Genomic DNA, 21,387 nt, shown 5'->3' on the forward strand with positions numbered 1-21,387 from the left:
GGGTCGACGCCGTGGGGGTCGACGCCGTGGGGGTCGACGCCGTGGGGGTCGACGCCGTGGGGGTCGACGCCGTGGGGGTCGACGCCGCCATCCTGGTCGCGGCTCGGCATGGACACGGTGATGTGCTGCGGGACATCGTCGCGGACCCGGCCCGGCCGCCGCGGTCCCGGCAGCGCGCCCTGCGGGCGCTGGGCGAGCTGGCCGGCCGCGACGACATCGCCGGGGTCACGGCGATCGCGGCCGGTGATCCGCTGCTGTTCGGTGCGGCGGCGATCACCTGCCTGCGGGCGATGCACCGGCGCGGTCTCTTCCCGCGCGGCGAGGAGGCTGTGCCCATCGTGGAGTTGGCGCTCGCCGATCACAGCATCTCCGCGACCGAGACCGCCACCATCGTGTTCACCTGCCGGCACGAGGCGTTCCGCGCGCTGGTGACCGAGGACACCGACGAGGCGAGCTGGCCGCGCCGGGTGGCGCTGCTGGTCGGCCTGGCCCAGCAGGGCAGCGACGACCTGCCGGTGGGCGACGCCCTCACCGCCGCGCTGCCCACCACGGCACATCCGGAACCGTTCCTGACCGCGATCCGCGCGCTCGGACACCACGCGGCCGAAGCGGCGGTCCTCGACGCGCTGCCGCGGGCACCCGAGGCGGCGCTGAGCGCTCTCGAAGCCATCGGCGGTCCGCGGACCGTGGCGGCGCTGCGGCAGGAACTCGGGCTGACTCCGCCGACCGACGACTCCCCGGCCGCCGCACCCCACACCGGTCCCGGGCCGGTTCCGCTGTCCGGCGACCCCCGGACCGTCGCGCCCCACTCCGGCACATCCGAGGCCGACCGGCCAGCGGCGGGCGCACCGTGGGTGGGCGCGCCTCCGGCTGGTGCGCCCGGGGCCGGGCTCGTGGCGCCCTACCTGCGGCCGGTGCGGCATCGTGCGCTCGCCCTGCTGTGGCATCTCACCGATGATCCCGGGGAGCGGCACGCGATTCTGCAGCGTCTCAACCCCCGCGACCTGTCACCGGATGTCCGGGCCGACCTCGGTGCCGCCGATCCCCGGGAGCTGGCGGTGCTGAACGCCGACATCGACCCGGACGACCCCGAGCAGGCGCTGCTCCGCCTGGCCCGCACCGGTGACCCGGCCGTGCTGCCGAGCATCACCGACCTCCTGCTGCGGATCGTCGGGGACCTCGCCGGAACCGCCGATGCCGCACCCGCGGACGACCGGCCCACGAGCGAACCCGTTGTGCCCGATGCGGTCGCGACCGCGATACACACCCTCGGCGCCCGGCTGCACGAACGCCGGAAGCTGCGACCGTTCTGCCTGCGGGCGGCGGGCAGGGCCGACGAGGCCGGTCACGCGCTCGTCGCGACGATCGCGCTGGACCTGATCGACCGCACCGACCTGTCCTCCGCCGAGCAGGCGATCCTGCTCGGCCTGCTGCGCCAGGCGCCCTACCCGGGGACCCGGGCCAGGGTGCACCGCCTGCTGCGCCACCACGACCGGCACGTCCGCAAGCAGGTCATCGCGCTGATCGCCGCCGACGCCGAGGTGCTGTCGGCGAGCTTGATCGTGCTGACCACCGCCGGCGACCCGCAGACCGTCCGGCAAGCGCTGCTCGCGCTCGGCCAGGTCCGGGCCCACTGGGCCGCCCCGGCGATCGCAGCGTGCCTGGAGAACCCTTCCATGAACGTCAAGAAGACCGCAGCCACGGCCCTGGTCCGGGCCGGCACGCCCGCGGTGGTGCCCCGGCTGCTGTTCTGGCTGGGCCACCACGACAACCCGGGCCTGCGGGCCGACCTCGTCGCGGCGCTGCGGGCGATTCTCGGCGCCGCGTATGCCGCCACCGTCCTCGCGGCGGCCGAACAGGCCGGCGACAACCGGACCCGCGAACTGTTGCTCGACGGGCTCAGCCGGGAGCTGTCAGCCCGCGCGGTCGACGCCCTCGCCCACCAGGAGTCGCCGATCGCGCCGGTCCTGCTCGCCCAGATCGCCGCGGGCCGGATCGAGCTCGGTTCCGGGACCATCGAGGACCTGACGGCCACATTGGCGGCACACGGCCTCGCCGCACCAGCCAGCAGCAACCACCCAGCCGGCGCCGACCCCCTCGACTCTGACATCGATGCCCTGACGCTCGACGGCTGGAACCCGGCAATCGCCCAACAAATCGTGAACCGGCACGACCAACAGGACCGTCGAGACCGTCGGGACCACCAGGACCGGCACGACCGCCGGGACCGCCCGGCCGAGCAGGTAGGCACGGATCGGCTCGACCGGCTGCGGCCGATGCTCGCCGATTGGCTCGCACTGGCCGACGCTGTCCCGGGCAGCCGGTCAGCGACGTTGCGGTTCATCCTGAGACTCTGCCCGGCTCCCTGGTCGGCCGACGAGCTCGCGACCTTCAGCCGGGCCGCGCACACCCTGGTCAGCGGCCTGTCCGATACCACCGGGCAGGACCGCGACGACCTGATCGAGGTGTTCGAAGCGGTCGCTGCGCACCTGTCCCCCGCCCAGCGACTCGGCCTCACCTCCCGGGTCCGCGCACTCGCGCCCGCCGCCGGGCGCCGGTCATCGCTGGTCCTGCTGCGCCGCTACGGCGCGGTCCTGACCCGCGCGGACGTCGAGCACGCCATCGCGGAGGCCCGGCTCGGCCCCGACCCGTGGCTGGCCGAGACCGCCCTGCTGCGCGACGCCTTCGCCGCGACCCGCACGTCCGGTTCCGCTCCCGATCCCGATCCCGGCGCCGCGGCCTGGCGGCAGGCGCTCGAAGCCGCCGTACGCGGGACAGACACCCTCGACGAGTTCCGCCGAGCCGATGACGGCACGGTCTCCTCCCGGCAGCGCCTGGACACCCTGATCGACGTCTTCCCCGCAGCCGCCCAGGATGCCCGCGCCGCGATGCTGGACTGGATGGAAGCCCTCCAACCCATCGACACACCACCCTGGACCCTGACCGAGGACGCCCACCGCCCCGTCCCCACCGCCCGCACTCCGTACGACGGCGACCTGGACCAGCCCCGCTCGGCCGCGCAACGCGACCGCCTGCTCGCCCTGCTCGACGCTCCCACCCGGAACCAGCGCGACGCCGCGGCCGCGACGCTGCGTGACTGGCCCGAACCGGAGACCACCCGCACCGTGCTCCGCGCGTTCCTGCACGGACGTGTCGACCTGGCGATCACCCCCGCCCTCGCCCGCGCCCTGACCACCCTCGACGAGGCCGAGCTGCGCTCCGGCGGCGACGCCGTTCACGAACGGGCAGCCCGCGTGGCACGGCACCTCGCTCCGGCCGACCGGCACCACCTGATCCCGCTGCTGCTGGACTGGTGGGAACACGGCGGACCCGCCACCCGAACGTCAGCCGAACACGTGCTGCGCGCGTCGCCCGACCTGACCGCGGCAAGCCTGCGCGGCCGCCTCGACGCCGGAGCCTGGGGCTTCCTCGACCTGATCGCCGGCCAGCCCCTGCTGCGCACCCCGGAACTGTCCGATACCGATCGGCGGCTGCGCGCCGCGGGACGCGACGACCTCGCCGACCGGCTCCTGCTGGTGGACGGCCCGCTCCGCGACCCGGACGCCGCCGACCGCGATGCCGCAGCCCTGGCGGCCCTCCGCGAGCGCCGGCAGCCCCCGACCGGCCCCGCCACCCGCCGGCCGGCCCGACCCGAGCTGATCACCATGATCCGGACCGGTCACCCCGAACAGATCCGGCGCGCGCTCACCCAGCTGGCCGGCGCCGGCCCGGGCACGGGCCAGGACCCCGAGATCACCGACCTGCTCGCCGCATTGCTCCACCATCCGCACGCCCGGGTCCGCCTGCACGCCCACCGCCTCGGTCGCCGGCTGCTGAGCCGCCCCACCTACCTGAGCCACACCATGATCCTGCTCGACGACCCCGAACCTGCCGTGGTCCGCTCCGCGATCAGCACCCTCAGTCACGCCGCCCACCAGCCCGCGATCCCCGCCATCGTCGGCCTGCTCGCCCACCAGCACACCATCGTCCGCCGGGCCGCCACCGACGCCCTGCTCCGCACCGGTCCACCGGCACTCGGCGCCCTGACCCACGCGGCGAGTCACGCCCGCCCGGACAGACGGCACGTCTACCACACGGTCCTCGACCGGATCACCGAGGCGGAGGCATCCGACGGGCATGCCGCGGCCAGCCAGGTGCAGTGAGCGGCACGCACTCCGGACTCTGCCGGGGACCCGCCGATCGAGACCAGCAAGGTCGGGTGCACGACCGGCGGCGGCGGAACCCGGACCTGACTATCAGAGGCCGGCTTTCTTTACCCCATACACGGCTTGGGCGTGAGTGAAACCGTCGCCGGCGCTGGATTCCAGCTGCTGGATCAAACCCTTACGGGAGAACGCGCTGAAGGAGAGGTAGCTTTTTGCCGACTTGGCGGCCTGCTCGTTGAAATCGATGTGCAGGTAGTCGACCGCGAACGTCGCCGCCTTCACCGAGTAGCCGTCACCGGCATCCGACGACAGCTGCCTGATCAGACCCTTTCGGGAGAACGCGCTGAAGTCGAGGTAACTCTGCGCCGCCTGGACCGCGTTCTCCTGCTCCACCGTCAACGGTTTGGCGGCCGGGGCTTCGGTGGTGGGCTCGGCGACCGGCGCCGCCGGTTTCGTGGTCGCCGCCGCGGTCGTGGGCTTCGCCGCCGGGGTCCCACTCTGCGTCACGTCCGCCGCCGCGACGGCCGCCGCGGCCGTCGCGCTGGTGGTGACGGCGGCAGCGGACGGCGCGGCGGTCTCGCCGCCGTCACCGCTCGCGATACCGATCACCAGGAGCGCGGCCAGACCCGCCGGAATGATGACCCGCTTCTTCTTGTAGAACGGCCGCAACGACTTCCGGTACGCCTTCGCGGCTGCGGCCTGCGCCCGCGCGTCCTGCGGATTCACCGGCGGGAACGGCATACCGGGCGGCCCGTACGCTGGGGCGCCCTGCGGGAACTGCGGCGGATATTGCGGCGCCGCCGGCTGCCCGACCGGCACAGGACCTCCCGGCGCCGCGACCCACTGCCCCTGCGGACCGGCTGGAGGAACCTGCATTTCGTCACTCATCGTCAACAGCTCTCATTCAGGTCGCAATAGTTCAATTCCCGGAATCACGCCGGCCGGAATCAGACGGCCCTGCCGGGACGATAGGACTGCCGGAGCTCGAACGAACCGCCGCTCGCGCGATGACCCGTCCCGCTGTCCGCCGCAAGTAGATCAAGTCAATCCGACAGTCGCGATTGGCCGGACGGACTCGAAATGCAGAAAATGGACGGTCACCACCTCGGCCCCACAGCCGGAATGCCAATCAATACCGCCACACCGCGACACCCGTCGCGGAACGCCCAAATGCGCCGGACGAAATATCCGCCGTCGTCCATCACACAGGTGCGATCACGGAAACGGCGTCACCCGGGGCGCATGACCTGCACCGTCGGAAAACCCGATTCGAGCACTCACGATCCCGCCTTTTCTGGCCGCAATACGCAATAGATGCACCCATTTCATCGACTGGCAGGACCGCCGATGACGGCATGGACCTCAAGTCAGACCCCGACCGGTCGATACATGCGAGGTCGAGTGCACATGTGGTGGTGAGTGAGGCGAGGTCGTGACAGGTCAGCGGGTGCGCGCCAGCAACGTCCAACGAGAGCGGACCGTTCAGGAGCTCAACCGGGCTCTCGTCGAGGGACGGGTCAGCCTGGCCGAGTTCGAGCAGCGGTCCACGGCGGCCAGCTTCACGGTCTGGGCTGACGAACTCGCGACCTTCACCGCGGATCTGCCTCGGCGCGCGACCTATGAGCAGCGGGCCCACGTCGTCGAGCGGCTGGGCGAGGCCGCCGCTCAGGGATATCTCCAGTTCCCGGAGTTCGAGGAACGTGCCGTGGCGGTGAACCAGACCGTCTGGGCTGCCGACCTGTCCCGGTTCGCCGTCGACCTGCCGCCGGCCTTCCGGACCGTCCCGCAACTGCCGGCGACCGCCCCGGCCGTCCTGCACAAGCTCTCCGGCTTCGGCGCTGTGAAGATCGCACAGCGGAATCCGGCGAAGACCGCAGCCTTCGCCGCGATCCTCGTCGTGATCGTCGGCGCCGGCGTCGTGGCCTGGGGCACGCGATCCAAACCCAGCGAGCCGAGCGCGGCCGTCGAGGCGAGCGCGACCGCGAGCGCCGAGCACACGCCCCGCCCGGCCACCCCGGCAGCGACGACGCAGATCCCGACGAAGAAGGCGACGACGGCGCAGATCCCGACGACAACGGTGGCGACGCCGGAGATAACGATCGAGTGCAACGTCGGCCGTTCCGATGACAAAGTGACGTACACGTCGCTCGAAGACGCCTGGGCGGAGAACAGTGGAACCTACTTCTGCGAGGCCCAGGTCCCGGACTCGCACCGGCTGACCGGGGCGGAGAAGAAGGCTGTCGTCATCGACCAGCGCATCGGCAACGGCGACAGCATCATCGACTCCCTCGGCGTGCTCCTCTCGTTCTGTGCCGACACCGTGAAATACGAGGTCACCGACGAGGAGACCCGGCCGACCACGGTCCGGGACTTCGAGCAGTTCGGTGACGAACGGCTGGCCGCGATGTACCAGCTCTGCCCGGCCGCGCCCACCGCGAAGCTGATGCGCGAGGTCATCTACTCCCGCTGAGGAAAGCCGGCGTCAGTACATCCGGTAGGTGTACGCCGTCGCCAACGTGAGCACGTTCCCCGTCGCCGAGGGCAGCCCGAACCGCGCGTCGACCCCGTGCGCACGCGGGCCGCACCCGCTGGACGCCGGCACCGTGAACGCGGTGTCCTGCAGGGTGAACTGCTTGATCGGCGGGTCGGTCGGGATCGTCGTGGTGGCACCGACCCGGGCGGCATGTGTCCGGATCGGATCGGCCACGGTGCCGATCGTGCAGTGCTCGCCCAGCCCCGGGCCACGCACCGTGAGCATCAGGTACAGCCCGCCCGGGTCCGGACCGTTCCCGACCAGGTCGGCGTACCCGGCGTAGCGCACCTGCACCGTCATCCGGCCACCCGGCACGGCCGTCGGGCGCGACTGGAGCCCGCCGAAGATCTGGCCGGTGGTGCCGTCGGGGCGCGGTCCCTCGGCGTGCACCAGGCGCATCGGGATGCCGGTGAGCCGCTGCCGTCCGACGGTGATCGCGCCGGTGGCCAGGTGCACCTCGCAGCGCCAGCCGGTCGGGTCGATGTCGGACGGCAGGAGTGGGCAGTCGCTGTAGTCGTACGAAAGCGGATCGGTCGGATCCGGCGCGGTCTGGGCGGAGGCCGGAGCGGCCAGGGCCACCGCGGCGACGGTGACCACGGCGGCGCTCAGCGTACGAAGGAATCTCATGCGGCCGAGTCTCGCCGCAACCCGCGGCCATCGAATCGGGCCTATCCCCTAGGCCTACCCTGAGAAAACGCGAGTCGCGTTCAACTTCCTGCAAACTTTGCAACTCCTTGTTATTGCATCGACGTTTCCCTATGGTCACAGGAAAGCGCTTTCCTGCCGGACAGCGGCGGCTCGGCGCACCCTCGACGACGACGTGAGGCACCGATGAAACGATCTCTCGCTCTACGGTGGACAGCTGGCGCGGCCACCGCGATCACGAGCGCCGCCATCGCGCTGATGCTGCCGATGAGCCCCGCGCAGGCCGCGGACAACCTGAGCCTGAGCGCCGGCGCGGACGGCTCCAGCAAGGCCAGCGGCACCAGCTACGGCAACGTCAAGGACGGCAACACCAGCACCTACTGGGCGCCGACCAGCGCGACCGGCTCCGTCTCGGTCAAGTGGACGAGCGCCACGACGGTGTCCTCGGCCGTGATCAAACAGGCCTCGGGCGGCGGCACGATCAGCGCCTGGCGGGTGCTCAACGCCGACTCGGGATCCGTGCTGACCAGCGGCAGCGGCAGCCCGAGCACGATCAGCTTCACCTCGACCGCGCTGAAGAAGCTCACCTTCGAGATCACCAGCGCGTCCGCGGCGCCGCGGATCGCCGAGTTCGAGACGTACAACGGCGGTGGCACCACCCCGACCACCAGCCCCACCGCGAGCCCGACGACCAGCCCGACCAGCGGCACCGGCACGCCGACCGGCGCGTGGCCGAGCTCGGCCGGTTCGGTGAGCGTGTCCGGCACGATCTCGGTGTCCGGGACGTTCGACGGCGGGATGAAGACGTACTGCTGCATCGGTGACGGCTCGCAGAGCGAGTCGCAGGATCCGATGTTCTCGATCGCCAACGGCGGCACCCTGCAGAACGTCATCATCGGCTCCCCGGCCGGCGACGGCGTGCACTGCGAGGGCACCTGCACGATCAAGAACGTGTGGTGGAACGACATCGGCGAGGACGCCGCGACGTTCAAGGGCACCGGCGGCGGCACCAGCTACGTCATCGGCGGCGGCGCGCGCTCCGGCAGCGACAAGACCTTCCAGCACAACGGCAACGGCACGGTCAGCATCTCCGGCTTCTACCTCAGCGGCTCCGGCAAGCTCTACCGTGGCTGCGGCAACTGCACCACCTCCTACCAGCGCAACGTCAAGATCGACAACGTGCTGCTGAACGACATCGACATGGTCGCCGGGATCAACAGCAACTGGGGTGACGTCGCCACCATCACCCGGGTCACGATCAGCAACAGCTCCAGCGTCGTGGTCTGCGGCAAGTACAAGGGCGTGGCCAAGGGCAGCGAGCCGACCTACCTCGGCGAGGGCTGGAACGACGCCAACTGCAAGGTCACCCAGAGCGACATCACGTACAAGTAGCCCTTAGACCTTCGTGCAGGTCTGAGCCACCTGGTCGCGCCACTCCCCCAGGTCGACCGCGATCCGCCTCCGGTGGTCACCATCCGTGGTGACCACCTCGGCGGTCGCCGGCGCGGTCCCGGCCAGCGCGGTGTCCTCACAGTCGATGCCACCGTAGTTCGTGCTGATCGTCCCCTGACCCGGCGCGATCAGCTTGTCGACCGGCATCCAGTCGTCGGTCCCCATCCCGAACGCCGCGACGCTGATCGCGGCCAGCCGCACCGGCACCGGCCCGGTGTTCACCACGGTGAGGTGCAGGACCGCGGCCACCCGGCTGGTCTGCGCGCCGATCTCGTAGCGCATGGGCGGCAACAGGCTGAGATCGGCAAGCACCGCGACCTGGACCGTCGACCGGCTGCGCTGCTGCTGCCACCGGTCGGTGGCGAACCCGCCCAGACCGGCCGCGACCAGCATCAGCGCGGCGGAAGCGGCGATCCGCCGCCACCGCCGGGGCTCCCGCCGGTCCGTCGCCGGCACCGGCGGCGGCTGGTCCAGGTCGATCAGCGTCATGCTCTCCCCATCGGGTCGAGGGCGATTCACTATCGTACGGTGGACCGCATGTCCGGACCTGGAGACGTGCCCCCGGAAATCCTCGATCAGCTGCGGCCGATCTGCCGGCAGCTGCCCGAGACGTATGAGGAACCGGCCTGGATCGGCATCCGCTGGCGGATCCGCACCCGGACCGTCGCCCACGTCTACACCCCGGACGTGGAGCGTTTCCCGGTCTACGCCGAGCACGTGACCGGCGGCGAGGCGCCGACCGTGATGACGTTCCGGGTGCCGCTCGAGGACCTGCTCGGCCTGACCGCGAGCGGCTTCCCGTTCTTCCGCGCCCCCTGGGGCCACAACGTCGGCGCGGTCGTTCTCGGTCAGCACACCGACTGGCTCGAGATCGCCGAGCTACTCACCGACAGCTACTGCGAACTGGCCCCGAAATTCCTGGTCACCCGGCTGCTCAACCGACCACCTTGCCCGGGTTGAACAGGTTCAACGGGTCCAGCGTCTGCTTGACCGCGACCTGCATCGCCAGCACCCCGGCCGACAGCTCCTGCCGCATCCCGGCGCGTTTCAGCAGGCCGACGCCGTGCTCGCCGGTCACCGTGCCGCCCAGCGCGATCGCCGCGGTCAGGATCTGATCGAACGCCGCCTGCGCCGCCTGCCGCGCGCTGTCGTCACCGGCCGGCGCCAGGATCAGCGGGTGCAGGTTGCCGTCGCCGGCGTGGGCGATGGTCGCGATCGTCGTGCCGTTCCGGTCCGCGATCCTCTCGATCGAGGAGAGCATTTCCGGTACGCGTGAGCGCGGCACACACACGTCCTCGGTCAGCACCGGCCCCAACCGCTCCAGCGCCGGATACGCCAGTCGCCGCGCCGCGAACAGCGCTTCCGCCTCGACCTCGTCGGTGGACTGCTCGGACCAGAGCGCCCCGGCCGTACGGAAGACGTCCGCGACCGCCGTCGCCTCCTCGTCCCCGGCCAACCCGGGGGTGTCGAGCTGGGCGAGCAACAGCGCGGCCGCGTCGGCCTCCAGGCCCAGGTGTTTCCAGTCCTCGACGGCGCGCAGGCAGGTGCGGTCGAGCAGTTCCAGCGCGGCGGGCAGCAGGCCGGCCCGGGTGATCGCGGCGACCGCCTCCCCCGCCGCGACCACGCTGCCGAACGCGCCGACCACGGTGCGCGGCGCTTCCCGGCGGGCCGGGCGCAGCCGCAGGGTGACCTCGGTGATCACGCCGAACGTGCCCTCCGAGCCGGTGAACAGGCCGGCCAGGTCGTAGCCGCTGACGCCCTTGGTGGTGCGCCGGCCGAGCCGGACCGCGGTGCCGTACTCGCCGGCCGGGCCGCCGACCACGGCCTCCATGCCGAGCACGTAGTCGCGGGTCACGCCGTACTTCAGGCAGCACAGCCCGCCGGCGTTGGTGGACACGTTGCCGCCGATGGTGGACCAGGGCGCGCTGGCCGGGTCGGGTGGATACCACAGTCCGTGTGCGGCGACCGCGGCCTTCAGGTCGTCGTTGACCACGCCGGGCTGAACGGTCGCGGTCATGTTCTCCGCATCGATCTCGACGATCCGGTTCATCCGCGACAGGTCGAGGATCATCGCGCCGTCGACCGCGTTCGCGCCGCCGGACAGGCCGGTGCCGGCGCCCCGCGGCACGATCGGGATCTGCCGGGTGGCACAGGCCGCGACGATCCGGCGTACCTCAGCGGTGTTCGTCGGACGCACCGCGGCGAGCGCCGTGCCGTAGGGCGCCCACTCCGCGTCGTCGTGGCTGAGCCCGGCCAGCACATCCGGGTCCACGATCAGGTCGAGGCCGGCCGGCAGGTCAAGATCCAGTCGCATGGCCTCGACCCTACGCGCGGCAGTGGGCTACCCGGCCGGAGCGACGGCGGCGGTGGCCGGGTCGGTGCCGCCGGCGTCGAGGCGGAACGGCGGGTAGGCGTCGGTCATCAGCGCGGTGTAGGCGGCGACCCGCAACACCCAGCGGTTCAGCCCGAGGATGAAGTCGTAGAGCCCGGCCGGGTAGGTCCCGGTGACGGCCAGGATGATCGCGGCGATCAGCACCAGCAGGCCGATCAGCCCACCACCGGTCCAGCTGTAACTGGCGGTGTCGGAGTTCGCGGCGAACCCGGCGCCGCCACCGGCCAGGAAACCCACGATGATCAGGTGCGGCAGCGCCAGCAGCCACCACTTCACCAGGACCAGGCCGCGGGAGAGCCGCTCCGGGTACGGCACGTACAGCCGGGCCGGGTAGTCCACCACGTCGGCCAGCGTGAACGGTGGGTACCGGTCGGTGCCCAGCGCGCTGTACGCGTAGTAGCTCACCCGCCAGCCCCAGCGCAGCACGCCGAGGTTGAAGTCGAAGATCGCCCGCGGGTACCGGCCGGTGAACAGGATCGCGAAGAACGCGACGACGGACAGCAGCAGGAAGGCGATCCAGAGGAAGACCAGCACGACGTAGTGCGGGATGGCCAGCAGCCACTTCACCAGCCACAGCCAGCGGGACAGGCCCGGATCCAGCCGCGTGTCGACGCGTACCGGGTAGGCGACGGGTGCGGTCACGACGGCGTGCCTCCGTCCATCGATGGGCGTTTCTTCACGCAGGACATCACGCACCGGGGAGGGCGCACGAGGAATGTCCGAGATTCGACAACCCGTGACCGGTGCGGAGCATCGCGTGCCCTACCGTGTGCGCATGGATCAACCTCCCGTGGTGCTGATCACCGGCGCGAGCGCGGGCCTGGGCGAGGAGATGGCCCGGCAGTTCGCGGCTCTGGGGTACGACCTCGCGCTCGGTGCCCGCCGTACCGATCGCCTGGAGGCGTTGCGCGAGCGGATCGTCGCGGAGCATCCCGGGCGCCGGGTCAGCGTCCGGGCGCTGGACGTCACCGACGACGCGGCCGTGTTCGCGGTGTTCCAGCAGTTCGCCGACGAGTGGGGCCGGATCGACCGGGTGATCGTCAACGCCGGGCTGGGCAAGGGCGCGCCGCTGGGCACCGGCCGGTTCGACGCGAACCGGGCGACCGCGATGGTCAACTTCGTGGGTGCGCTGGCCCAGACGGAGGCGGCCCTGCAGATCTTCCGTGCCCAGGGCCGCGGTCACCTGGTGCTGATCTCGTCGATGTCGGCGCTGCGCGGCATGCGCCGGTCGATGACCACCTATGCGGCGACCAAGGCCGGGGTGGCGGCGATCGCCGAGGGGGTGCGCTCCGAACGCATTCCCGGCGTGGACGTGTCGGTCATCTATCCGGGTTACATCCGCTCGGAGATGAACGAGCACGTCACCCAGAAGACGAGGTTCATCGTGGACACGCCGGTCGGGGTGCGGGCGATGGTCACGGCGATCGAGAAACGCAAGGTCAAAGCGTATGTCCCGGCGTGGCCGTGGCTGCCGATCGGCGCGGCGTTGCGGGTGCTGCCGCTTTCCATCGTACGAAAAATGGTCTGAGAGGAACCGTGACATGGCCCGCCTTCTGCTGATCAGACACGGTCAGGCGTCCTTCGGCGCGGACGATTACGACGCGCTCTCCGATCTCGGCCACGAGCAGGCCCGGGTGCTCGGTCGTGCCCTGGCGGCCCGCGGCGTCAAGCCCGGCCTGGTGGTGCGCGGCACCATGCGCCGCCACGACGAGACCCTGGCCGGGCTGATGGAGAGCCTCGGCGCGCCGGAGTCGCAGGTCGACGCGGGCTGGGACGAGTTCGACTTCCAGCACGTCGTCGAGATCCACCGCCCGCTCTACCGCGACCGCACCGCCATGATGACCGAGATCAACCGCACCGAGCATCCGGGCCGCGCCTTCCAGGAGGTCTTCGACGCCGCCACGCTGCGCTGGTCCTCCGGCTCCTACGACACCGAGTACGCGGAGTCGTTCGTGTCCTTCCGCGACCGGGTGGCCGCCGCGCTGGCCCGCATCCGCGACCAGCTGCGCCAGCACCGCGACGTGGTCGTGGTGAGCTCGGGCGGCCCGATCGCGATGGCCGCCGCCCTGCTGACGCTGGGCCCGGACGCCCCGGTGGCGACGATGTGGGCGTCCCTGAACCGGGTGTCGGTCAACACCGGCGTCACCAAGGTCATCGCCGGCAGCCGAGGCCTCTCCCTGTCGACTTTCAACGAACACACCCACGTGGAGACCGACGCCAGGCTGCTCACCTACCGGTGACGATGTCCGATCGGATGCGTCTGCCAGCCAGGTAGGCCCACATCACTGCATCGCTCTCTTCCGGGGGCGACGAGAGTCCGCAGTGCCAGATCGCGGGCGCTCACGGCCCACCCGGGGGCGGTAGCCGCACGCACAACCCGGTCGCGGACCCCTACCGCCCGCAAATCCGTCCCACCGCGAACTCCTACCGCCCCTCCCGCACCGAGCGCGGACCTCCGCCTCCCCCTCAGCGTTGGTCACCCTTGCGAGGCCACAGGCCAGCACCGTGATCAAAATAGGCAGTGGCGCCGGACCGCCTCAATCGTGATCTGCATTGACCGAGGCCATCTTTCCCATTTGCGCGGCAATGCACATCGCGCACAGTTGACAGTCTTGCGGGAATACGGATCTGCGTTTAGCCAGTTCGAGTCGAAGCCTGGCGTCACCAGATCCGAAGCCGGAGGTTGACCTTGACGGTTCCCGTCCACGACTTTGATCGAGAAATCAGGTTTGCAGATACCCGCCCGTTTGACAATACGAACTGGTGGCCCGATCTCTCCGAGGACGAAGAACCACACTGCAGGGAAGCCTTCGCCGGCCGATGGCTGGTGCACGACCTCACCGCAGCGCCAGATCAGGCCCGCTGCGCCCACGTCTGGCCGAGTGACCTGACCGAGGCGCAGTGCCTGCACTGCCACGTGGAATACGAGTCCTGGACGGCCGATCCGGTCACCTGACGAGGTCGCTCCACGCACAACCGAGCAGTGATCGGGGTGCGATTCGGCGCGACGACGCCGCTGTCATCCGTACAAAACAGGTCGTGGATCCGACCATGAACCCGGCAGCGTGCCGCTCACATGATCGGAGGGCGGCTCGGTGGAAAATGTCGATCTGCTTCCGTGAAGACGACCTGGAGCGCGTCGGCCCCATTCTCCGACGTGAATGGGGCCGAGCCCGGAGCTCAGCCCACATCCACCGCGATGATCTTCTCGATGTTGCGTTCGGCGAGGGCGGTGATCGTGACGAACGGGTTGACACCGGTGCTGCCCGGGATCAGCGAACCGTCCATCACATACAGCCCCGGATAACCGGGCAGCCGCCCGTAGTCGTCGGTGGCCTGACCGAGCACGCAGCCACCGAGCGGGTGATAGGTGAAGTCGTCGCCCCACACCTTGTTCGCGCCGAACAGGTCGCTGCGGTAGACGGTGGCCTGGGCCTTGTTGATGGTGTCGAAGACCCGTTTCGCCGCGTCGATCGCCGGCTGGTTCTGCGCGGTCTGCCAGCTCAGCTCGACCTGCCCGGTCGCGGCGTTGTAGGCGAACCGCGCCCGGTTGGGGTTCTTCGTGATGGCCAGGTAGAGGCTGATCCACAGCTCGGTGCCGGCCGGGAACGGCGCGATCTCGGCGAAGACCGGCCCGGCCGGGTCGGCCCAGTTGTCGATCCCCACGGCCGGCATCCCGGACTCCAGGGCGCCGGTGGTGTTCCACAGGTGCTGGGCCCGGGCGACCATCACGTTGCCGTTGTTGCCCCAGCCCTGCCCGACCGCGGCCGGCAGGTTCGGCAGTTTGCCCTGCGCGCGCATCGCGACCAGCAGCTTGCTGGTGCCGACGCTGCCGGCCGCGAAGAACACCCGGTCGGCCCGGACGGTCTTGGTGGCGACCCTCGCGCCCACCGTGTCGATCTGGTTCATCGTCACGGCGTAGCCGCCCGCGCTGTGCGGGGCGACGGCGGTGACCACGTGCTGGGCGGTGATCGACAGTCGCCCGGTGGCGGCCGCCGCGGCCAGGTAGGTCTTGTCCAGCGACCGTTTGCCGTGGTTGTTGCCGTAGATGACCTCGCTGGCCAGCGCCGACCGGGTGACCGTTCCGGCCTGCTCCTGCTTCATGTAGCCGAAGTCGTACACGTTGTCGAGGAACCTGGTGGCGTAGCCGGACGCGGTGGCCTGGTCGCGGCTGACCCGGGCGTACCGGTAGCAGTCGGCGGTCGCGAACCAGGCGGTGTCGATGGCGTTGACGCCGAGCGCGGCGGTGGCCCGCGGGAAGTACGTGGCGTACATCGCGGCGGCGTCGACCGCCGGCAGGATCTCGGTGAAGTAGTCCCGCCGGGGCACCACGGCCATACCGCCGTTGACCAGCGAGCCGCCGCCGACGCCCCGGCCCTGGTAGACCCGGATGCCGGCGAACTTCTCCGAATCGAGCACCCCGGTGTACTTCGGGATCGACTTGTTGGCGCTGACACCGAGGAAGTAGCCGACCGGCTGGTCGGTGGTGGTGCGCAGCCAGTACGAGCGCTGGTCCGGGTTCAGCACGTCGCAGAAGATCTTGCCGTCCGTGCCGGGGCTGGTCCACGCCATCCCCATCTCGACCATGGCGGTGCTGATACCGGCCTGGGTCAGTCGTAGCGCGGTGACCGCTCCGCCGTAGCCGCTGCCGATGACCAGCGCGGCAACGTGATCGCCGTCGGCGAGAACGGCGGACGCCTTGGCGAGCAGGGTCGCGGCCGGGACGCCGAGGGCGGCGGCGCGCAGGAGGGTACGACGACTGGTCACGTCAGGTCTCCCGCCATCTCGCCGGCCGCGATGTAACCGAACGTCATCGCGGGCCCGATCGTGGAGCCGGCGCCCGCGTAGCTGTGCCCCATCACCGCGGCACTGGAGTTGCCGGCCGCGTACAGGCCGGGGATGACCGAGCCGTCCGCGCGCACCACCCGGGCGCGCGGGTCGGTGCGCAGGCCGCCCTTGGTGCCCAGGTCACCGGGCACGAGCTTGCAGGCGTAGAACGGCGGCAGCAGCAGCGGCGCGAGGCAGGAGTTCGGGACGACCGCGGGGTCGGTGTAGTAGTGGTCGTAGGCGCTGTCGCCGCGGTGGAAGTCGGTGTCGCGGCCGGTCCAGGCGAACCCGTTGAACCGGGCGACGGTCGCCGGCAGCGCCGCCGCCGGCACGCCGATCTTGGTGGCCAGCCCGCCGAGGGTCAGGTCCTTGGCCACCGCCCCCGAGGAGTACCACGAGTCGGGGAACGGCAGCGCCGGCGCGACGTCACGGAACAGGTACCGGTTGCGGTAGTTCTGGTCGAAGATCAGCCACGACGGGATGTCCGGGACCACGCCGTTCTTGTCGTACATGACGTGCACGACGTCGCTGTACGGCGCGGCCTCGTTGACGAACCGCTTCCCGGCGCTGTTGACGATCAGACTGCCCGGCAGGGTCCGCTCGGCCAGGCAGAAATACGGCTCGCCGGGCAGCGGGATGGCCGGGCCCCACCACGAGTCGTCGAGGAAGTCGGTGGCCGCGCCCGCGCCCAGCCCGGCCCGGATGCCGTCGCCGGTGTTCTCCCTGGCGCCCACCGTCCAGTCGACGCCGATCGGCTGCCGCTGGTAGGTCAGGCGCATCGCGAGGTTGCGCTCGAAGCCGCCGGTTGCCACCAGCACGCCTCGGGTGGCGGTGATGACGGTCGCTACGCCGTCGCGGGTGACCACGACACCGGTGATCCGGCCGGTCGCGTCCTGCTGCAGGCCGGTCAGCGGCGTGTTCAGCCAGACCGGCACGCCCGCGGCGGCCAGCCCGGCGCGCAGGGCGCCGGCAAGCGCCTGCCCCATGGTCAACGGCGTCTTCCCGGCGAGCACGGCAGCGGTGTAGCGGGCGACGCACTCGGCCGCGACCGCCGTGCCCCGGGCATTGACCAGCGACAGGTTGAGCCACTTGTAGTCGGCGCTGAACACGCTCAGGCCGTCGGGGGTCGGCAGGTAGGCCGGGTTGAGGTTGGCCAGCTCCGCGCCGAGCAGCGTGCCGTCGAACAGGTCCGGCTCGATCGAGCGGCCCCGCGCGATGCCGCCGGGCAGCTCGGGGTAGTAGTCGCTGTAGCCGTCCATGTAGCGGAACCGCAGCGGGCTCTTCGCCATCACGAACGAGATCATCGGCGGCCCGTTGTCGAGGAACGCCCGCTGTTTGGCGGTCGGCACGTCACCGCCCACGACCGCGGAGAGATAGCTGGCCGCTTTGGCCGGGGTGTCCGGCACGCCGGCCGCGAGGATGACCTGGTTGTTGGGGATCCAGATGCCGGCGCCGGACCGGGCCGCCGAACCGCCGAAGGTCGGCGCCTTCTCCACGACCACGACGCGGAGACCGAGGGCGGCGACGCGCAAGGCCGCTGTCATCCCGGCCGCTCCGCAGCCGACAACCACGACATCGTACGCAACAGCAGCGGCCCTGGCCGGAGTGCCGAGCGCGGCCGAACCGGCGACCAGGCCGGTCCCGAGGGTGGCGGCGCCGGCCAGAACCTGGCGCCGACTGAGGGTGGCAGACATGAGAGCTCCTCGAATGTTGGAGCTGGAACGCGTTATACTATCAGGCCACCCAAGCCCTGATGTCAAAGGGATGCATCTATAAGAACACGTTTCAGTTCGCCGACCTCCGCGACGCGTTGCGCCCGGGTAACCGCCAGCGGGGAGACCAGCAGCGTGGTCACTCCCGCCGCGGCCAGCTCGGCCACCCGCTCCCCCAGCTCGTCCGGCCGCCCGACCAGAGCGGTCGCGTGCACGAGCTTGTCGGGCACGGCCGCGGCCGCCTCGGCTCGTCGTCCGCTCAGGAACAGGTCCTGGATCGTCGCGGCCTGTTCCGCGTAGCCGTACCGGCGGACCAGGTCGTTGGAGAAGTTCCGGCCGCGGGCGCCCATCCCGCCGATGTAGAGCGCGAGCTGCGCGCGATGCCTGGCCAGCAGGGTTTCCGTCGGGTCAGCCACCGCGAACGGCAGCGGGACCATGATGTCGAGCGGGCCGAGCGCCGGGTCACGGCGCGCCCGGCCCTCGGCCAGCGCCGGGCCGAACACCTCCGGCGCCGCCAGCGGGTCGAGGAAGAGCGCCTGCCAGCCGTCGGCGATCTCGGCGGCGAGGGCGACGTTGCGCGGCCCCATCGCGGCCAGCAGGATCGGGATGCGGTCGCGGACCGGCCGGTTGATCAGCTTGAGCGGCTTGCCGGCCAGCGGCAGACGGTAGTGCTCGCCCTCGTGCACCAGGGTCTCCCGGCGCCACACCTTCCGGCAGATCTGCACCACCTCGCGGGTCCGGGCCAGCGGCGCGTCGTAGGTGACCCCGTGGAAACCCTCGATGACCTGCGGGCCGGAGGCGCCCAGGCCGAGCGAGAACCGCCCGCCGGACACGTAGTCGAGCCCGGCCGCGGTCATCGCGGTCAGCGTCGGCGTGCGGGTGTAGAGCTGCATGACCCCGGAGGCGAGCTGCATCCGGGTGGTGCGGGCCGCGAGATAGCCGAGCTGGCTGACCGCGTCGAAGCTGTACGCCTCCGGCACCACCACGAGATCGGCGCCGGCCGCCTCGAACTCGGCGACCTCCTCGGCCGACTGCGCGAAACCCTGCCCGCTGTAGCCCAGCTGGATGCCCAGCCGCACGTCAGGCGTCCGCGTCGTGGACGATCACCTGGCGGATCACGTCGCCACGCCCGAGTGCGGCGAGCGCGTCGTCGACCTGCTCGAGGCGGATCCGCTGCGTGATCATCCCCTCGAGGTCGAGCCGGCCCGCTCGCCACAGCGCGATCAGCCTGGGGAAGTCTCGTTGGGGGCTTGCTGACCCGTACAAGGAAGGGATGATTTTCTTTCCCTCGAAGAGCAATTCGAACGGGTTGAACTCGACGCGGTGCTCGGCACGGCCGGCGCCGACCACGACGACCGTGCCACCCCGGCGGGCCGCACCCCACGCCGCACGCAGGGTCTGCGGCAGGGCGACCACGTCGAACGCGTGGTCGAAGCCCTCGCCCCCGGTGATCTCGGTGACCAGGTCGCTGAGCCGGTCGGGGGTGACCGCGTGGGTGGCGCCGAAGCGGCGGGCCACGTCGAGCTTGGCCGGCACGGTGTCGACGGCCGCGATGAGCGTGGCGCCGGAGAGCCGGGCGCCCTGGACCGCGGCGATGCCGACCCCGCCGCAGCCGATGATCACGACGGTGTCACCCGGCCGGACCTGTGCGGTGTTGACGACCGCGCCCACCCCGGTCATCACGCCGCAGCCGACCAGCGCGGCCACCTCGTAGGGCACGTCGGCCTCGATCGGCACGGCGCCGATCCGCGGCACCACCATCTCCTCGGCGAACGCGCCGCAGCCGGCCATCCCGAAGATCGGCAAGTCGCCCACGAGGAAGCGGGGCATCGCATAACCCGTCATCACGTGGGTCATGCACAGGAACGGCTCGTCGCGCCGGCACTCGGCGCAGCTGCCACAGGCGGGCAGCCAGTTCACGATCACCCGGTCGCCGGGCGCCAGGTCGTCGACACCCGGACCGGTCTCCAGCACGTCGCCGGCCGCCTCGTGGCCGAGCACCGCCGGGACCGGCTGGGGCAGGCCGCCGTCGCGGGCGGACTGGTCGGAGTGGCAGACGCCGGCCGCGCGCACCCGGATCCGGATCTCACCCGGGCCCGGCCCGAGCACTGACACATCGTCACGGATCTCGAACTTCTCGCCCAGATCGTGCAAGATCGCAGCCCGCACCTCGCCACCTCCCGCCAAAAGTAGAACGCGTTCTAGGCTAGTGGGCGACCCGTACCCGAGCAAGCGATTGGCCGGGTAGGCCATAATCGACCAGGTGACGACCACGAAGAAGGCTGCGCCGCCCTCGGAGCGCCGCGCCCATCTGATCCGGCTGGCCGCCGACCTGTTCGCCGAGAAGGGTTTCCGGGCCACCACGGTCCGCGAGATCGCGGACGCCGCCGGCATCCTGTCCGGCAGCCTCTACCACCACTTCGACTCCAAGGAGTCGATCGGCGACGAGATCCTGCGCGGATTCCTCGACGACGTGCTCGACGGCTACCGCCGGGCGGTCGCGGATGTCGACGACCCGCGCGTCGCGATCGAACGCATGGTGCGCTCCAGCACGGCGGCACTCAGCCGGCACCGGGCCGCCCTGACCATGCTGCAGAACGACTGGGCCTACTTCAGCGCCCAGGACCGGTTCGCCTATCTGCGCACCGCGATGAAGGAGATCGAGCAGACCTGGATCGACCAGCTGGAACGCGGCAAGCAGGACGGCCAGTTCCGCGCCGACCTGGACGCCCGGCTGATCTACCGGCTGCTGCGCGACATCCTCTGGATCCCCACCTCCTGGAAGCAGGCCCAGGGCAAGTCCTGGACCACCGACGAGGTCGTCGACGGTCTGCTCAGGCTGCTGTTCGACGGCGTCGTCGCACGCTGACGGTGTTACTCTCCCAAGCAAGCGCTTGGGAGGTCAGCATGGGCCGGCTGGACGGCAAGGTCGCTCTCATCACCGGTGGCGCGCGGGGCATGGGCAAGTCCCATGCCCGGCACTTCGCCGCCGAGGGCGCCCGGGTGGTCATCGGGGACGTGCTCGACGAGCGCGGGCGGGCGGTCGCCGACGAGCTCGGGTGCGTCTACCTGCATCACGACGTGACGAGCGAGACCGACTGGGTCGCCGCGGTGGCCGCCACGCTCGAGGCGTACGGAAAACTGGATGTCCTGGTCAACAACGCCGGCATCCTGCGGCACGCGCCGATCGCCGAGATGGACCCGGCCGAGTTCCGCCGGGTGCTCGACGTGAACCTGACCGGTTGCTGGCTCGGCGTGCACTTCGCCGCACCGTCGATGATCGCCGCCGGTGGCGGCTCGATCGTGAACGTGTCCTCGATCGAGGGTTTCGCCGGCGCGGCCGGACTCTCCGCCTACAGCGCCAGCAAGTTCGGCATCCGCGGGGTCACCCGATCGGCCGCGCAGGAGCTGGGGCCGTCCGGCATCCGGGTCAACTCGGTGCACCCCGGCGGCGTGATGACCTCGATGGCGATCGCGGCGGCCGAGCACCTGACCGACGTCGACCCGGCCGCGTTCCTCAAAGCCCTGCCGATCGCCCGGTTCGCCGAGCCGATCGAGATCTCCCGCCTGGTGGCGTTCCTGGCCTCGGACGAGTCGTCGTACACCACCGGCGCCGAGTTCCTGGCCGACGGCGGGCTGCTGGCCGGGCCGGGGTATTGA

18 protein-coding genes are annotated in these 21,387 nt (G+C 71.0%); 9 read left to right on the top strand and 9 right to left on the bottom strand.

Annotated elements, in window-relative coordinates; all coding sequences use genetic code 11:
• The first annotated feature begins 122 nt into the window (after positions 1-122).
• On the top strand, positions 123-4,163 hold the full coding sequence (locus tag Apa02nite_RS17690; RefSeq protein WP_203825959.1) for a HEAT repeat domain-containing protein: 4,041 nt from the start codon (positions 123-125) through the stop codon (positions 4,161-4,163).
• Positions 4,164-4,256: 93 nt separating this feature from the next.
• Here Apa02nite_RS17690 and Apa02nite_RS17695 read toward each other — a convergent pair whose 3' ends face one another.
• Complete coding sequence (locus Apa02nite_RS17695; RefSeq protein WP_203825960.1) at positions 4,257-4,985, bottom strand: Ltp family lipoprotein; 729 nt, start codon at positions 4,983-4,985, stop codon at positions 4,257-4,259.
• 613 nt (positions 4,986-5,598) lie between these two features.
• Between Apa02nite_RS17695 and Apa02nite_RS17700 the strand changes: the two genes are divergently transcribed.
• On the top strand, positions 5,599-6,636 hold the full coding sequence (locus Apa02nite_RS17700; protein ID WP_203825961.1) for a DUF1707 SHOCT-like domain-containing protein: 1,038 nt from the start codon (positions 5,599-5,601) through the stop codon (positions 6,634-6,636).
• Between the two features lie 12 nt (positions 6,637-6,648).
• Here Apa02nite_RS17700 and Apa02nite_RS17705 read toward each other — a convergent pair whose 3' ends face one another.
• Positions 6,649-7,326 (bottom strand): hypothetical protein, encoded by a 678-nt coding sequence (locus Apa02nite_RS17705; protein WP_203825962.1) that lies wholly within the window; start codon positions 7,324-7,326, stop codon positions 6,649-6,651.
• A gap of 204 nt (positions 7,327-7,530) precedes the next feature.
• Here Apa02nite_RS17705 and Apa02nite_RS17710 point away from each other — a divergent pair, with 204 nt between their 5' ends.
• Positions 7,531-8,736 (top strand): pectate lyase, encoded by a 1,206-nt coding sequence (locus Apa02nite_RS17710; RefSeq protein ID WP_203825963.1) that lies wholly within the window; start codon positions 7,531-7,533, stop codon positions 8,734-8,736.
• A 3-nt stretch (positions 8,737-8,739) separates the two neighbouring features.
• On the opposite strand, the gene Apa02nite_RS17715 is transcribed toward Apa02nite_RS17710, so the two are convergent.
• The gene (locus Apa02nite_RS17715; protein WP_203825964.1) at positions 8,740-9,285 is read right to left on the bottom strand and encodes a hypothetical protein; all 546 of its coding nucleotides are present in this window, start codon (positions 9,283-9,285) and stop codon (positions 8,740-8,742) included.
• Positions 9,286-9,333: 48 nt separating this feature from the next.
• Here Apa02nite_RS17715 and Apa02nite_RS17720 point away from each other — a divergent pair, with 48 nt between their 5' ends.
• On the top strand, positions 9,334-9,756 hold the full coding sequence (locus Apa02nite_RS17720) for an MmcQ/YjbR family DNA-binding protein (protein WP_203825965.1): 423 nt from the start codon (positions 9,334-9,336) through the stop codon (positions 9,754-9,756).
• Here the strand turns inward: Apa02nite_RS17720 and Apa02nite_RS17725 are convergent.
• Positions 9,731-11,110: an FAD-binding oxidoreductase gene (locus tag Apa02nite_RS17725; protein ID WP_203825966.1), complete on the bottom strand. Its 1,380-nt coding sequence runs from the start codon at positions 11,108-11,110 to the stop codon at positions 9,731-9,733. The two genes, Apa02nite_RS17720 and Apa02nite_RS17725, sit on opposite strands and share 26 nt — an antisense overlap.
• A gap of 27 nt (positions 11,111-11,137) precedes the next feature.
• A complete protein-coding gene (locus Apa02nite_RS17730; RefSeq protein WP_239164374.1) occupies positions 11,138-11,830 on the bottom strand; it encodes a DUF4389 domain-containing protein in 693 nt (230 codons plus the stop codon).
• 133 nt (positions 11,831-11,963) lie between these two features.
• Between Apa02nite_RS17730 and Apa02nite_RS17735 the strand changes: the two genes are divergently transcribed.
• From Apa02nite_RS17735 to Apa02nite_RS17745, 3 genes are all read left to right on the top strand, one after another.
• A complete protein-coding gene (locus Apa02nite_RS17735; RefSeq protein ID WP_203825967.1) occupies positions 11,964-12,716 on the top strand; it encodes an SDR family oxidoreductase in 753 nt (250 codons plus the stop codon).
• A gap of 13 nt (positions 12,717-12,729) precedes the next feature.
• Positions 12,730-13,428 carry a histidine phosphatase family protein gene (locus Apa02nite_RS17740; protein ID WP_203825968.1) on the top strand — a complete coding sequence of 233 codons (699 nt, stop codon included), beginning with the start codon at positions 12,730-12,732 and terminating at the stop codon, positions 13,426-13,428.
• 449 nt (positions 13,429-13,877) lie between these two features.
• On the top strand, positions 13,878-14,144 hold the full coding sequence (locus tag Apa02nite_RS17745) for a hypothetical protein (RefSeq protein WP_203825969.1): 267 nt from the start codon (positions 13,878-13,880) through the stop codon (positions 14,142-14,144).
• A gap of 224 nt (positions 14,145-14,368) precedes the next feature.
• On the opposite strand, the gene Apa02nite_RS17750 is transcribed toward Apa02nite_RS17745, so the two are convergent.
• The 4 genes from Apa02nite_RS17750 to Apa02nite_RS17765 all read right to left on the bottom strand — a co-directional run bounded on the left by Apa02nite_RS17750 (position 14,369) and on the right by Apa02nite_RS17765 (position 19,896).
• Complete coding sequence (locus Apa02nite_RS17750; protein WP_203825970.1) at positions 14,369-15,955, bottom strand: GMC oxidoreductase; 1,587 nt, start codon at positions 15,953-15,955, stop codon at positions 14,369-14,371.
• Complete coding sequence (kstD, locus tag Apa02nite_RS17755) at positions 15,952-17,709, bottom strand: 3-oxosteroid 1-dehydrogenase (protein ID WP_203825971.1); 1,758 nt, start codon at positions 17,707-17,709, stop codon at positions 15,952-15,954. Before kstD ends, Apa02nite_RS17750 begins: the two co-directional genes overlap by 4 nt.
• Positions 17,710-17,771: 62 nt before the next feature.
• Complete coding sequence (locus Apa02nite_RS17760; protein WP_067685208.1) at positions 17,772-18,806, bottom strand: LLM class F420-dependent oxidoreductase; 1,035 nt, start codon at positions 18,804-18,806, stop codon at positions 17,772-17,774.
• A gap of 1 nt (position 18,807) precedes the next feature.
• The gene (locus tag Apa02nite_RS17765) at positions 18,808-19,896 is read right to left on the bottom strand and encodes a Zn-dependent alcohol dehydrogenase (protein WP_203825972.1); all 1,089 of its coding nucleotides are present in this window, start codon (positions 19,894-19,896) and stop codon (positions 18,808-18,810) included.
• A gap of 94 nt (positions 19,897-19,990) precedes the next feature.
• Between Apa02nite_RS17765 and Apa02nite_RS17770 the strand changes: the two genes are divergently transcribed.
• Positions 19,991-20,596, top strand: coding sequence for a TetR/AcrR family transcriptional regulator (locus Apa02nite_RS17770; protein WP_203825973.1), 606 nt, complete (start codon positions 19,991-19,993; stop codon positions 20,594-20,596).
• A 38-nt stretch (positions 20,597-20,634) separates the two neighbouring features.
• Complete coding sequence (locus Apa02nite_RS17775; protein ID WP_203825974.1) at positions 20,635-21,387, top strand: glucose 1-dehydrogenase; 753 nt, start codon at positions 20,635-20,637, stop codon at positions 21,385-21,387.

It is taken from the genome of Actinoplanes palleronii (assembly GCF_016862315.1).
Lineage (GTDB): Bacteria > Actinomycetota > Actinomycetes > Mycobacteriales > Micromonosporaceae > Actinoplanes > Actinoplanes palleronii.

Bases quoted from the DNA above. Each gene is read 5' to 3' on its own strand.
- Apa02nite_RS17720 (WP_203825965.1), top strand. From the start codon at position 9,334: ATGTCCGGACCTGGAGACGTGCCCCCGGAAATCCTCGATCAGCTGCGG.
- Apa02nite_RS17725 (WP_203825966.1), bottom strand. From the start codon at position 11,110: ATGCGACTGGATCTTGACCTGCCGGCCGGCCTCGACCTGATCGTGGAC.
- Apa02nite_RS17775 (WP_203825974.1), top strand. From the start codon at position 20,635: ATGGGCCGGCTGGACGGCAAGGTCGCTCTCATCACCGGTGGCGCGCGG.
- Apa02nite_RS17715 (WP_203825964.1), bottom strand. From the start codon at position 9,285: ATGACGCTGATCGACCTGGACCAGCCGCCGCCGGTGCCGGCGACGGAC.
- Apa02nite_RS17740 (WP_203825968.1), top strand. From the start codon at position 12,730: ATGGCCCGCCTTCTGCTGATCAGACACGGTCAGGCGTCCTTCGGCGCG.
- Apa02nite_RS17735 (WP_203825967.1), top strand. From the start codon at position 11,964: ATGGATCAACCTCCCGTGGTGCTGATCACCGGCGCGAGCGCGGGCCTG.
- Apa02nite_RS17710 (WP_203825963.1), top strand. From the start codon at position 7,531: ATGAAACGATCTCTCGCTCTACGGTGGACAGCTGGCGCGGCCACCGCG.
- kstD (WP_203825971.1), bottom strand. From the start codon at position 17,709: ATGTCTGCCACCCTCAGTCGGCGCCAGGTTCTGGCCGGCGCCGCCACC.
- Apa02nite_RS17705 (WP_203825962.1), bottom strand. From the start codon at position 7,326: ATGAGATTCCTTCGTACGCTGAGCGCCGCCGTGGTCACCGTCGCCGCG.